This is a genomic window from Amorphus sp. MBR-141 (assembly GCF_053628695.1).
The window spans coordinates 77,459-91,063 of sequence record NZ_JBRJGW010000018.1 but is presented as its reverse complement, the minus strand read 5'-3'; the positions used below and the strand labels follow the sequence as shown (position 1 = coordinate 91,063).

Annotated in this window: 9 protein-coding genes; 2 read left to right on the top strand and 7 right to left on the bottom strand. The window is 67.7% G+C overall.

Features of this window, described 5'->3' with window-relative positions; all coding sequences use genetic code 11:
* The first annotated feature begins 62 nt into the window (after positions 1–62).
* Positions 63–746 (top strand): response regulator, encoded by a 684-nt coding sequence (locus ACSSVZ_RS21120; protein WP_453972729.1) that lies wholly within the window; start codon positions 63–65, stop codon positions 744–746.
* A complete protein-coding gene (locus ACSSVZ_RS21115; RefSeq protein ID WP_453972728.1) occupies positions 739–1,803 on the top strand; it encodes an ATP-binding protein in 1,065 nt (354 codons plus the stop codon). The genes ACSSVZ_RS21120 and ACSSVZ_RS21115 overlap by 8 nt, the downstream gene beginning before the upstream one ends.
* A 227-nt stretch (positions 1,804–2,030) precedes the next feature.
* Here ACSSVZ_RS21115 and ACSSVZ_RS21110 read toward each other — a convergent pair whose 3' ends face one another.
* From ACSSVZ_RS21110 to ACSSVZ_RS21080, 7 genes are all read right to left on the bottom strand, one after another.
* Entirely contained in the window at positions 2,031–7,985 is a 5,955-nt protein-coding gene (locus ACSSVZ_RS21110) for a hypothetical protein (RefSeq protein WP_453972727.1), read from the bottom strand.
* Positions 7,986–8,213: 228 nt separating this feature from the next.
* Positions 8,214–8,663 (bottom strand): tetratricopeptide repeat protein, encoded by a 450-nt coding sequence (locus tag ACSSVZ_RS21105; protein WP_453972726.1) that lies wholly within the window; start codon positions 8,661–8,663, stop codon positions 8,214–8,216.
* A gap of 107 nt (positions 8,664–8,770) precedes the next feature.
* Complete coding sequence (locus ACSSVZ_RS21100) at positions 8,771–9,682, bottom strand: type II secretion system F family protein (protein ID WP_453972725.1); 912 nt, start codon at positions 9,680–9,682, stop codon at positions 8,771–8,773.
* Between the two features lie 12 nt (positions 9,683–9,694).
* A complete protein-coding gene (locus ACSSVZ_RS21095; RefSeq protein ID WP_453972724.1) occupies positions 9,695–10,660 on the bottom strand; it encodes a type II secretion system F family protein in 966 nt (321 codons plus the stop codon).
* Positions 10,661–10,663: 3 nt separating this feature from the next.
* Entirely contained in the window at positions 10,664–12,091 is a 1,428-nt protein-coding gene (locus ACSSVZ_RS21090; RefSeq protein WP_453972723.1) for a CpaF family protein, read from the bottom strand.
* Complete coding sequence (locus ACSSVZ_RS21085) at positions 12,088–13,242, bottom strand: AAA family ATPase (protein WP_453972722.1); 1,155 nt, start codon at positions 13,240–13,242, stop codon at positions 12,088–12,090. The genes ACSSVZ_RS21090 and ACSSVZ_RS21085 overlap by 4 nt, the downstream gene beginning before the upstream one ends.
* Positions 13,242–13,601, bottom strand: a complete 360-nt coding sequence (locus tag ACSSVZ_RS21080; RefSeq protein WP_453972721.1) for a hypothetical protein — start codon at positions 13,599–13,601, stop codon at positions 13,242–13,244. The genes ACSSVZ_RS21085 and ACSSVZ_RS21080 overlap by 1 nt, the downstream gene beginning before the upstream one ends.
* Positions 13,602–13,605: the final 4 nt, after the last annotated feature.

Sequence of the window (13,605 nt, the reverse complement as noted above, 5' to 3'; positions counted from 1 at the left end):
AGGGCTTTATTGACGTATCAAGCCGGCGTTGATGATTTTCAGATCCAAAGCGTGCAGCGAATATGACCAATCAACTCATTCTGATCATCGAAGACGACATCGAAATCGTGCGCATTCTCCAAGCCTATTTTGAGCGGGAAGGTTATCGCGTCGTCGCCGCGACCGATCCGCTGACGGGCCTTGCGCATCATCAGAGCCTCAAGCCGGACCTCGTCGTGCTCGACGTCAAGATGCCCAAGATGGACGGGTACGAGACGCTCGCCACTCTGCGAAGGACAGATGACACGCCGGTGATCATGGTGACCGCGTTGGCGGAAGATCTCGACAAGCTCCAGGCGTTGCGCCTGGGCGCGGACGATTATGTCGTCAAGCCTTTCAACCCGCTTGAGGTCGTGGCGCGCGCGCGCGCCATACTCCGACGGGTGCACGGCGGCCAACAGAGTTCGGTCTTGCGAGCAGGGCGTCTGAGCATTGATACCGAGGCGTATGTGGTCCTCGTCGACAAAGAGCCTCTGGCGGTGACGCGCACGGAATTCCGCCTCCTGGTCCATATGGTCAGGTCACCCAATCGGGTATTTGAAAGGGGAGAGTTGATCGACACCTGCCTGCCAGAGGGTGAAGCGATGAACCGGACGGTCGACAGCCACATGAGCAATCTTCGGCGCAAGCTGACGACGGCGGGGTTGCCAGACTTGCTCGTCGGTGTGCGCGGGGTGGGCTACCGTCTGGATGTGCCGCATGGCTAGAGAGGCCGGCACGGCGTTGCAGATCGTCCTCGTGGCGGTCGCGCTCGCCGCGGCCGTTGCTGTAATCGCCTATTTCGGCTTTCCCGCCTATTACGATCTGGCGGTCCGCATCTGGCCGACCGTGCCAGAGAACGACGCACTCTGGACCTGGGTAGACTGGGGCTTTCTGCTCCTCACCCTGATTATCAGCATCCCACTTGCGGTCTTGGGGGGCTGGTGGCTGTCCCAGCGTATCGTTGTGCCGCTGCTTGAAGTCGCCGCAGCAATCCGCGCCATTGCCTCGGGTGATCTGAAGGCCCGGGCCAATCCGAGCATCCGTGGCTTCGGCGAATCGGCGCGGCTGGTGGAGGACTTCAACTTTATGGCCGCGCGCCTGGAGCGAGCGGAGGCCGAACTGCGCTACTCCAATTCCGCCGCAGCCCATGAATTGCGCACGCCACTCACCATCCTCAAAGGGCGGCTGCAGGGTGTCTCAGACGGTGTGTTCACGCTCACGCCGGAGTTGGTGACGTTGCTCCTGCGGCAAGTGGACGGTTTGACCCGCATCGTCGACGATCTTCGCACCCTGGGGCTGTTCAATGCTGGCTCCCTCCAGCTCAGCACAATGACAATCGATCTGGCCGATATGGCGCGCGACGTCATCGCTCTCTCCGCCGAAGATCTCGACAAGCGGTCCATGCCGGTGTCGTTGAGACTGAGCCCCGCCTGGGTGCGTGCCGATCCGGACCGCATTCGACAGCTTCTGCTCGTGCTCGTCGACAACGCCATGCGCTACGCGCCAGAGGGCGCACTTGTCATCGAGACGGCGGTGGAGGGCGCGACCGCGATCATCCGCTGCCGCGATCATGGGCCAGGACTTTCGCCCGAGGCGCTGCTGCACGCCTTCGAACCGTTCTGGCGCGCCGAGGAATCGCGGGCGCGCGACCAGGGGGGCAGTGGCCTCGGCCTCTCCGTCGTAAGGGCCATAGCACAGGCGCATGGCGGCCGTGTCCATGGCGCGACCCTGGCGGATGGAGGTGCGTGCTTCTCTGTTTTCCTACCGATGAATGGGAAATGATACGCCGGATCAAGGCAGACAATCCGAGCCGCCTCATGATGCGGCCAGCTGGCAATGGGCGGTTGCCCTCGACTTGACGGCACACCGAACGCCGGCGGTTCTCCCCTACGCGGGAACGTCACCAAGGCCGCTATTGTCGCCTGCCAGCTGCCCGGCAGGAAATCATTCCGAGAAAGTGTCGCGCTGGATATTCTGTAGATACCCGTGGCAGGGCCGACGATACGCGATCAGAACTTGATTGCGAACTTGATGCTGCCGGCTTGGCTCATCGTGTCGCTTCCCAAGGCGCCCTCGTAGACCAGACGGGCTTCGTAGCCGCCCCAGTCGATGGCGGTGCCGATTGCCAGGGTGCCCATCACCTCGTCCTGATCGAGCGCCAGCGGGACGCTCGCTGACGGGTTCGGACCATTCGGCAGCGACACATCTATCGAGCCCTCGTTCAGCCTGAACAGCGCGCCAGCCTCGATGTAGCTGGTGACAGAGGCCTCGCCGACCTGCATCGTGCCGCCAATTCGCAGCGCCGGCCGCAGATCGAACAGCACGTTGGTGGATGGCGCAACGCGCAGCGCAAGGTCGCCCAAGCCCTGTTCCGTGTAGCCGCTGTCGAAAATGCCAAGCATGTCGAGATCGACCAGCGGCATCAGCTGCAGTCCGCCGGCCTTGAACGCGTAGCCGGTCCGCAGGCGTCCGGTCAGGCCCCATGTTTCCGGATCGGAGGAGGCAATGCCGTCGACCCAGGGAAGCGACGAAGAGCGCGTCCCATTCGCCCAGCCATAGCTGCCCACCATCGAGGCCGATGCGTAGAGGGGCCCGTCGATATACTTCACGATGCCACCGAGACTGACCCGGTCGCCATCGCTGGAGCTGCCAACCCCGTCGAAGCTGGTCGTCTCGTAGGCGAAGCTGGCGCCGCCGTAGAGGGTGTCGGTGATCTGGTCCTGCCGGCCGAGGCTGATGCCGACGGAGGTGTCGCGCTGGTCCCCGTCCCGCAGTCGGGTCACGCTGTAGGTCGCCTTGCCCCAGTTGCACTGCCCCTGGTCGATCAGCGAATACGCCCCCGCCGGATCACCGCAGCTCTGCATGTTGTTGTGGGCCCCTCCCGCCGCGTTCGCACTCTGCTGAACCGAGGCGAAGTTGGCCGTCGCATCGAGATTCTGCAGATACTGCGAAAGGTCGGGGGAGGTCGTGGCGTTGGCCGCATTGACGAGCAGGGTATAGAGCTCGGTCTGCGACCCGGGCGCAGACGCCGGCCAACCGGTGAGGTGGCTGTTGGCCAGCACCGCCAGCTGCTGGGTATTTCCCGAGAATCCGCCGCGCGTGTAGTCGATCGAGACATCGGAAATGGCGGCCGTGGATTTGGTGTAGTCGTAGCTGTACTGCGTTGCGACGGTGCCGCCCGAAAGACCGAAATAGATCTCCCCGCCGGCCGGCATGGCGCCGGTGTTGGTACCTCCGGCCACGGTTATGATGCGCGTTGCCGTCACATTGCCGTTCGGCAGCGCCTTCAGCGTCGGAGAAATGCTGTTCGCGGGGACTTCCAGGCTCTGCACCGAGAGAGCGTCGCTGCCGAGGGTCGCCGTCGGATCGAAACGCAGCACATGCGCGCCGCCAGCGATGGTGTAGTCATCTGCCCCGGTGACCGAGCCGACCATCAACCCCAGATTCTGAATGTTGAAGATGCCGCCGGTGGCCACGATGTCGCCCACCGCCACGCCCCCGCTGCCGACCAGCAACCCGCCGGCCGCATTGCTCTGCAGCGCCACGGCATTGGGCGCATTGAGCGTTCCCATCACCTCGACGAGGGCACTGCCATTCCAGTCGTCGATGTTGACCGCGCCGGAAGCGCTGCCCGTCGCGTCGACCGTACCACCAGCGAGAATCCGCACGTAGGTGGTCGTTGCGTTGGTGAAGGGCGTGGCGGTGGCCGATTGTCCGTTGGTGGTCTGGACGCCCCAGGTCTGGGGGCCGGAAACCGAGACATGACCCGCGATGTCGACGACAGGCGTTCCGCCGGTGTCCCGATCGCTGTTCATGTAGGTGGCAATGCCATGGGCCCCGCTGCCGCTCGTGACGACCGAGCCGTTCAGCGCCACCTGGATCGATCCCTGCCGCGACGGTGCCGGCTCCTGCACGACCTGGGGGCCGTCGGTGCCGAACAAGACGATGGCGTTCGTCAGGCTTTGGGCGACGATCCCGTAGGCGTTGGAGCCGGACGTCGTGATGCTGCCGTCCAGCGTGACCTGAACGTCGCCGCCCTCTCCGCCCGGCGCCGCTCCGCCGGTTCGGTTGACCTGGAATTGTGCCGTGGGCTGATCGGCGATCTGTGCGCCACCGCCGCCGCCGATGGATTGCGCCACGATGCCGTGCGATCCGGCTCCGGACGTCGAGAGAGCGAGCGTCCCGCCCTTGTCGGAGACCGTCACCGACCCGCCATTCCCGGCTGCGCTGCTGAGCGTCGACACCAAGGATGCGCCTGAAACGCCGCTGACCTTCACGTTGTCGGCCAGGATCAGACCGCCGCCGCCACCGACCGACTGGGCGAAAATGCCCATCGAGACGGCACCGGAGGTGTTGATGGTCCCCGACCACTGCGCCGTGACGTCGCCGCCCTGTCCGGAGGTTCCGGCTTCCCCACCGATGCTGACATGCAGGCCGGCCTCCGTTCCGAACAAGGTCGTGTCGGAGATGCCCCCGACCCCGCCGCCGGCGCCGACGGACTGGGCAACGATTCCGGCACTCGTCGCACCGGAGGTCGCAAGGACCGAGCTTCCTTCGACCAGGACCGTGCCGCCGTCGCCGTTGCCACCGCCGGACCCGCCCAGAGCGAAGCCGATAAGGCCGCTGGTCGAACTGCCCCCGCCCAGACCGCCACCGCCGCCGATCGACTGCGCGAGGATCGCGGCCGAACCGCCACCTGACGTGACGATGTTCGGAGCATCCCGGACGGTGACGTCACCGCCGTGCCCCTGGGCGCCCCCGGAGCCGCCAAGGGCGATCTTGATGGACTGCCTGCTGAGACCGGGGACGCTGTAGTTCGCGCTGTCCGCGCTGGCGCCGAAACCGCCGCCGCCGCCGACCGACTGGGCGAGGATACCCGCCGATTGCTTGCCGCTCGTCGCGATGCCGACTGTCGTGCCGTCAGGCCCCTGACCGACGACGGTGGCCGCGCCGCCGTCGCTGCCGCTTCCGCCTTTGCCGCCGATGCTGAGGTCCACCGCATATGCGCCGAAGCCGGCAAAGCCATTGCTGGTGGCGGTGGCGCCGATACCGCCGCCGCCGCCCACCGACTGGGCGTGCACGCCGGGGGAGTGCCCGCCACTCGTGCGCACGGACGTGCCGGAGGCGAGACTGACTTTGACATCGCCCCCCAATCCAGCCGTCCCGCCGGAGCCGCCGACACTGACGGAGACGCCCAGACCGCTCTTGTAGTGGCCATCGGGCTTTCCGGATGTGCTCCTGTTGTCGAAGATTCTCTGCGCGTACTCCATCCAACTGCCGATCTGGTCGGTCACCCGCTGAGGGCTCGTCGGCACCGGCGTGGAAACGGCGAAGCTGTGGGCGATGCCGCCGGCGCCACCGCCGCCGCCGATCGACTGGGCGACGATGCCAGCGGCATGTGCGCCCGATGTGGAGATCGACGCGCCGGACTGAAGATCGACGGCGACCGCGCCGCCCTGATTGCCGCTACCGCCACTGCTGCCAACCGAGACAGCCGCCGAAACGTCACGGCCGCCCAGCGTGTCGCCTTTTGCATCCTTGGCATCGAGGGAGGCTGCCACCGACAATGCGAACACTGACCCGCCGGTGCCACCGCCGCCGCCGACCGACTGGGCGAACAGGCCTGTTGCGTGGTCGCCCGCCGTCGTGATCGCCCCGCCATGCGAGACCACTACGTCGCCTCCCGCGCCGCCAGCTCCGCCCGTGCCGCCGACGCCGACATCGGCGGCGGCGGCAAGGCCGCTGCCGATGATCGCGGAGATCGCGTAACTGTTGACGGTTCCCCCGGCGCCCCCGCCCCCGCCGACCGACTGGGCAAGCACGCCGTCTGAGAGATGGCCAAGGGTGGCGATCGTGCTGCCGGTGCCGGTCGTCACCGAGACCGGTCCGCCCGACTGCCCGCTGCCACCCGAGCCGCCGACGGAGACACCGATATTCGCCGCATTCCGGCCCACCGCGGCGTCGACGTCGATGATGTTCCCGCCGCTGCCTCCGCCGCCGCCCAGCGACTGGGCAAGGATGCCCCGGGACTGGCTCGAGAACGTCTCGATCGAGCCCCCGAGTTCGGCCGAGACGGAACCGCCCGTGCCGCCGCTGCCGCCCGTGCCGCCCAACGTCACCGACAGATTGCCGCTGTATTCGCCGATCGAAGCATCGACGTTGACGGAAGAGCCGCCCTTGCCGCCGCCGCCGCCGATCGATTGTGCGAGGATGCCGTCGGCGAGGCGCGCATGGGTGACGATCGAGCCGTCGGATGTCACGCTGACCATGCCGCCATTGCCGCCGGATCCCCCGGACCCGCCGAGCGACACGCCAAGCGACAGGCTGGCAACTCCGCCCGAAGCTGCGACGCTGATCGTCTGCGCGCCATGCCCGCCACCCCCGCCCAGCGATTGCGCAAGGATGCCGCTGGCATGGTCGCCGGGAATGGGACTGTTGCCTGCATCCTGTGGTGTGTCATCGGCTGGCGCACCGGTGACGATGCTGCCGCTGGACTGATTGGCAACGGTAACGTCGCCACCCGTGCCGCCCATGCCACCGCTGCCACCCAGGGAGACGTTCCAGGCAAGGCTGAGCCCGTAGGTGACGTTGGTGACGGCGTTGGCGTCGCCGCCGCCGCCGCCGATCGAGGACGCGACGATCCCCTTGGCACTGGTCCCCGCCGCGACGATGCTGCCCGCATTGGTGACCGCGACCGGCCCGGCATCGCCGCCGCCGCCGCCGGAGCCGCCAATGGCGACCCCGATGAACGCGCCCGCGGTCAGGGCCGACCCGCCGTGCCCGCCGCCGCCGCCGATCGAGTAGGCCATCACCGCATCGGCATAGTCGCCACGGGTCTGAATGGTGCCGCTGTTGGTGAACTGGATCTCACGGCCATTTCCGCCGCTTCCGCCGTTGCCGCCCTGGGAGAAGAACGCCCCTTGACCGCCGCCGCCGGCGCCGCCGTTGCCGCCGACGCTTTGCAGCACGATCGCCGCGGAATTGCCGGCACCGGTGGAAATCGTTCCCGAATTGGTGGCCGTGATGTCGGCGCCGGAATTCCCGCCGGCCCCGCCCGAGCCGCCATTGCCGAAGAAGGTCTCGGCCGGCTGTCCGGCCCCGCCGGCCCCGCCGTCGCTATGGGCGAAGATGGCGGAACTGTAGGTTCCCGTGGTCTGCAGCGTACCGCTGTTGGTGATGTCGATATCGCCGCCGTTGCCGCCCGCCGCACCATTCCCGCCGCCCAGGCCGCCATCGGCATCGTCGCCGCCTGCACCGCCCGTTCCCCCGCTGCTGATGGCGTAGACGGCGTCCGCGTTGTAACCGGTTGTGGTCACCGTGCTGCCGGCTTCGATCGTAATGGTGATGACGCCGCCATCGCCGCCGGGGCCACCGTTGGCGGCATGGCGGGCCACAGCACCTCGGCCACCCTGGCCGCCCGTGCCGCCGCTGCTGCTGAAAGAGAGGCCGGTGCCCTGATCAGCCGATTGAAGCAGTTGTGATGCGGACAGCAGGTGGAATGTTGCGGCCGGGCCGGTGGCGCCTGGGCCGCCAGGATCGGCGCTGTCGAACAGGTCGGCGGCTGATCCAGCTGGGCCGGTCGCCCCAGTGCCGGAAAGCCCGATCAGGCTGGGTGAACTCGCTTGGCAGGAAGTGGCGAAGGTGAAGCCGCCGGCACCGTCAGATGTTGCCACGCAGGTTCCGGTTTGCGTCTGCGCCAGGGCTGGTGACGGGACGATGAGCGCCAAAGCGGCAAGAAGGCAGGCGAAACACGACCTTCCGCCACGGCCGAAGCCGCGACGCCCGAAACGACCCATCTGCAACTCCCCCAAACTCGGCCTGAACAGCGTCTCCTGTCGACCGCCAGATGTTTGTAATTCGTCGGCCCCCGCCGGGTCGTCTGGTATAGGTCTTAATGCACGACGCGCTATGGTGACAAGGCTGGCGCGGCCGGCGAAATCGGTCCGGATGGCGAAGTCGACCATTGCCCGATCTGCGGTGCCCCGGCGGTAAAATCGTATACCAGCAGATTTCCGCAGGCAGAGGCCGCAGATTCGAACCCTGTCTGGAAATCAAATAATTTCAAGAGGCTGCGCGGAATCATCAGAGGCGGGGCGATGAGACGTGGATGTTGACCCGGAACGCGATGTATCGGCGGAGTCAGGGACGCGCCGGCGCGGCAGATCCGTCGGGGGACCCGGCGCCACGGCCCGTCAGTCGGCGCCCATGAGGGTCAGATTGTTTCGGGCGGTCTCGTTGCCCGGCTCGGCGAACAGCGCCCGGCGCGTCATCTCCTCGGCCCGCTTCAGGTCGCCGCGCAGGAAATAGGACATTCCCAGGTTGTTGAGGTAGGTCGCGGTGCTGCCGATCTCGGCCGAAAGGCTCCGGTAGAGGATGTCGGACTGGTCGAAGCGCCGGAGACAATCATAGGCGGCAGCCAGCGCCAGCCGGGCGCCCACGTCGGCCGGGCGCAGGTCCACGGCGCGCTGCAGCGCCACCTGGGCGTTTCCATAGTTTCCCGCTTCCATGTCCCGGCGCCCGCGTTCGAGACTGGCTTCGAAACCGGTCGCCGACGAGACCGCTGGAACCGTCGCCGGAGCTGCCGGCGTGCTCGGGCTGGACGGCGACTGGCAGCCGGCCATGGCCGCGAGCAGACCGGTCACCAGCAGCAACCTCCCGGCGCGCCATCCGGCAGGCGAGGGCCCCGCGATGGCGTCCATCCGGCTGGCGCTTGCGGTGTGGCGACGCATCATCGGGCGAAAGCGCTCATCTAGGTGGCGGACAGGGTCTGCAGGATACTCACCACGACGGGCGCAAGCAGGACCACCAGCAGAACCGGGAAGATGAACAGGCCGATGGGGAACACGATCTTCACCGGCAAGGCGTTTGCCCGTTCCTCCGCGGCAAGCAGTCGGTCCTTTCGCAAGCCGCTGGCGAACGTCCTGAGCGTTGTGACCACGCTCGACCCCCACGCCTGGGACTGGCGAAACAGCGCGACCAGCGAGTACACCTCGTCCAGCCGCGTCCGCTCCGCCAGGGCGTGAAGCGCGCGATGCATGGGTACGCCGGCCTGCATCTCCAGCACCATGGCTTCGAGGTGCAGGCCGAACCGGGGGTGAGAGGCGGTGAACTCCCGGCTCAGTCGCTCGAACGCGGCGTCGACGTTCTGGCCCGCGTCGACGCACACCACCACCATCTCGATGAGGTCGGGCAACAGCCGTTTGTAGGCGCGCCGGTTGGCGCTGACCCGGCGGTTGACGAGGAGGCCGGGGGTACCGCCGCCGACCGCCGCCGAAACGACGACCGCGACCAGGCTCGGCGTGTCCGTTGCTGTGGCCCCCAGCATCAGCAGCGCGCCGAACAGGAGGGCCCCAGTCGTTGCTGCGGCGCCCGCGCTGACCAGCCAGAACGTGGGCTTCGCCGGCGACCAGGGCCAGCCCACCTCCAGAAGATGCAGCGAGAGCGTGTCGTCCGCAGCCGTCTGCCACGCCAGCCGGAACGCATCGACCCCTGCGGTGCGCGCCTGCTGCAACGCGTGCTGGGCCTCCCCTTGGGTGCGAGGGGCGGCCTTCGGCAGCAGCCGGTGCGCCAGTCGGAGATCGCCGCGGCGGATCTCGACGATGACGACCACCAGGAGCGCGATCAGCATCGGCAGCCCGATGGAGAGGCTGATGTCGCGCACCGGGTCCCTCCGTCAGCAATCGATGTCGATGAGATGCTGGACGACGAGATAGCCGCAAGTCATCGACACGCAGCAGCCGACCAGCAACGGAAGCCAGATCGACGAGGCGAGGATCGTCGAGAAGTAGGTCGGCGACAGGACCTGGAGCATCAGGATCAGCAGGGCCGGCAGCGACAGCAGGAACCGCGATGTCAGCCGTCCCTCGGCGGTCAGCGACCGCAGCCGCTTGCGGAACCACGTGCTCTCGCGAATGCTCTGGGCCAGCGTGCCCAGGGTGTCGATGATGTTGCCGCCCGCTTCCGTCTGGACCGCAATGGCAATGCTGAGATACCGCAGCTCCGGACAGGGCAGCCGGTCGTGGAGCCGCTGCATGGCGAGCGGCAGGGGAAGCCCCATCTGCACCTCGCTCGACAACTCGCGGAACTCCCGAGCTGCCGGCTCTCCGATCTCGTCTGCCACCCGCGCCAGGCCGGCACTCACCGGGTGGCCGGCGCGCAATGTGCGCACGACGACGCCGAGCGCGTTCGGCAGTTGTTCGACGAAGCGGGTGCGCCTGCGCTTCCGGGCGTGGCGAAGCGCTGCGACGACGAACCCGACCGTTGCGATCGGCGCTGCGGCGAGCTGGACCGGAAGGGGAACGCCGAACCTGCCAAGGACGAGGGCGAAGACCAGCGCTGCCGCGGCGGCCAGCGCGCACACCGTCAGAAGCGGGGTCGTCAGCCCGCTGTCGCGGTGGAGCCGGCGCACGCCGAAATCCCGGCTGAACGAGATCGTCGCGGCAGACCCAGGCGCCCGCTCCCCGCCGTCCGGTGTGGGAAGCGTCGACGCCGGCCGGCCTCCCGCGGTGTCCTCCAGACGTCTGCGGATCGCGGCGTTGCGCGACTGCACGCCCTGGAGCATGTCCCAGAGGATCAGCGCGAGCACTGCGGCCACAGTCACGCTTGCCAGTTGAACGAGGGTGGCGAGACTGATGCCCATGGCTCAGCGCGCTCCCGTCAGATGGGCATCGAGCGCCGCGGCATCGGCGCCGTGGACCCGGCTCGCGAAGTTCGGCCGGACGCCGCTGTAGACGTAGCGGCCGTGGATACGCCCGGTCTCGTCCCGCTTGCTTTCGCGAAAGCGGAAGATCTCCTGCATCTTGAACGTATCGCCGGTCAGGCCGAGCAATTCGGAGATGGAGGTGATGCGGCGGCTGCCGTCGGACAGGCGCGCGATGTGCACGACCAGCCGGACGGCGGCGGCCACCTGTGCGCGGATGCTCTCCGCCGACATCGGCAATCCGGCCATGCCGATCATCTGCTCGATCCTCGCCAGCGTGTCGCGCGGATTGTTGGCGTGCACGGTGGTCATCGAGCCTTCGTGGCCGGTGTTCATCGCCTGCATCATGTCGAAGGCCTCTTCGCCACGCACCTCGCCGATGATGATCCGGTCTGGGCGCATGCGCAGGGCGTTGCGCAGCAGTTCCCGCTGACGCACCTCGCCCGTGCCCTCGACGTTCGGTGCGCGGGTTTCCAGGCGCACCACATGCGACTGCTGCAGCTGCAGTTCGGCGGCGTCCTCGATGGTGATCAGGCGCTCGCCATCTTGGATCTCCGAGGAAAGCGCGTTGAGAAGCGTCGTCTTTCCCGATCCGGTGCCTCCGGCGATGACGATCGAAACCCGCGATCGGACGGCAACCGCGAGCAGCGTGGCCATTGCCGGGTCGAGGGTTCCGGATGCGACGAGGTCGTCAAGAAGAAGCAAGCGGCGCGAGAACTTGCGAATCGAGACCAGCGGCCCGTCGATTGCCAGCGGCGGGATTGCGGCATTGAAGCGCGAGCCGTCCGGCAGCCTGGCATCGGCCATCGGGTTGGCCTCGTCGATCCGACGGCCGACGCGCGCGACGATCTTCTGGATGATCTGCAGGAGATGGGCATCGCTGTCGAAGCTGACGGTGCTGCGTTCCAGGAGGCCGTTGCGCTCGACGAAGACGCGGTGCGGGCCGTTGACGAGGATGTCCGACACGCTCTCGTCCTTGAGCAGGGGTTCCAGCGGACCGAAGCCGACAAGTTCGTCCGTTGCGGCGACGGCCAGCGCGTCGAGCTCGGCACTGGTGAGGGCGTATCCGTTGATCCGGACGAATTCGCGGACGAGAGGCGCAGCCTCACGCAGGATCTTCGGCCGGTCGCCGCTCTGGACCAGGCTCAACGGGATCCGGTTCACCAGGAAGTGGTGGGCCGCGACACGCATGGCCTTGCCGGCGTCTGCGGACGGTGAGCTTGTCGCCTGTCCATCGAAGCCTGCGGGGCGACGGTGCAGGACCGCCCGGCCTCGAGTGACCTTCGCCGCTGCCGTATCCCCGGCCGCGGCGTCCGCGGGCGTCAGCGCATCGGCCATCGCCTGACGGGTGAAGGTGAAGCGGCTGCTCATAGCCGCAGTTCCTGCAGGATCCTGCGGAGATCGGCGATGGCTTTGCCACTCCCCACCGACTGGGGGAGAACACCCAGATTGGCGGCCTCCTCGAAGCCGGCGGGCTGGTCGCGAACGGTCGCGAACGCATCGCTGCCGAGGGCGCGCGCGATGTCCTTCCGGTCGAGCGTGCCGCCCTGCCAGCCGGATCGGACGCGGTTGACGATCAGCTGCATCTGCCCCGGATCCCGGCCTCCCGCCAGGAGGTTGTCATAGCGCGCTCGGGCCAGCCGCAGGGACGGCACGGTGGGCCGCGTCACGAGGACGATGTCATCGGCCGCGGCGAGGATGGGCATGGTCCATGGCCGGGCGTGGGCCGGGAGATCCACCACGATGTGGGCGTGACCGGGTTCCAGCAGTTCCATCACGCGCACGAAGAGATAGGGAACGCGGGGATCGTCGGCGTGGGCGGCATCGCCGAAGGAGAACAGCCGCAGCCCCTGGGTGACGAGAAGCACCGACGCCAGGTACTCGGCGTCGAAGCGCTCTGCCGCATCCAGAAGCTCTGCCAACGCATGACCGCCTGGCGCATCGAGATAGAGCCCGGCCGCCCCCGTCTGCACGTCGAGGTCGACCAGCGCCACCTTGCCGGGAACCGTGGTCGCCCGGCCGGCCAGCTCTCCGGCCATCATCAGGGCAAGCACGGTTGCGCCCACACCTCCCGCCACGCCATGAACGATGGTGATGCGACAGCCGGGTCCAGCGGGTGCGAGGGCCGCCCGATCCAGCGCATCTGCCACGGCGCCGGGAGCAAGGGGCCTTTCCAGAAGGTCCGCCGCTCCCGCCCGCACGGCGAACCGGGCGGCCAGGGCATTCGATCCGGAGGAGATGACGATCACCCGTGGTGCCGGGCCGGCGTGGGCGAGGCGCCTCAACACCTGTTCGTGCGTGTCCGCGAGGTCCGGCAGATCGAGCAGGATCACGCTGGCGTCCGCTCCCTTCGGCAGGGAAAGGAAACCGGTGATGTCGTGGGATGCGTGGTTGCCGTGCCCGGCTGCCGCAAGCTCCGCCTCCAGGACGGCAATCGTATCGGTGTCGTCGCTCACGACGAGGCAGGGCCCGGCGGTCGGCACGGCCGCTGCGTCTTCCCGTTTGCCGCGCCTGCCGAACATCAGCGCCTCAACGGGGCGTTGAGCACGGGCTCGGTAAGGCCGTCGACGGTGGTGACCAGGTCAGCCGTCTCGACACTGTCCGCCGACGGACGACCCGATCTGTACCTCCCCATGACGCGTGCTGTCCGGGCGCCGTCCGAGGTGAAACGCACCCGATCCGCGCCCGGATGCATCGGGTGAACCGCCATGATCGCGGCGTTGGCGTTCTGTGCATCGCCTGCCCAGGACACGACGCTGTCCTGATGGTCGAGATAGGGGCTGCATGCGGCGGCTGCCAGAACGAGCCAGACCCCGGTGATGGCTCGAAATCGGTGGGCCAGGGTCCGTGCGAAGCGGCTCAGCTGAAGGGCAAATGGCATGGCT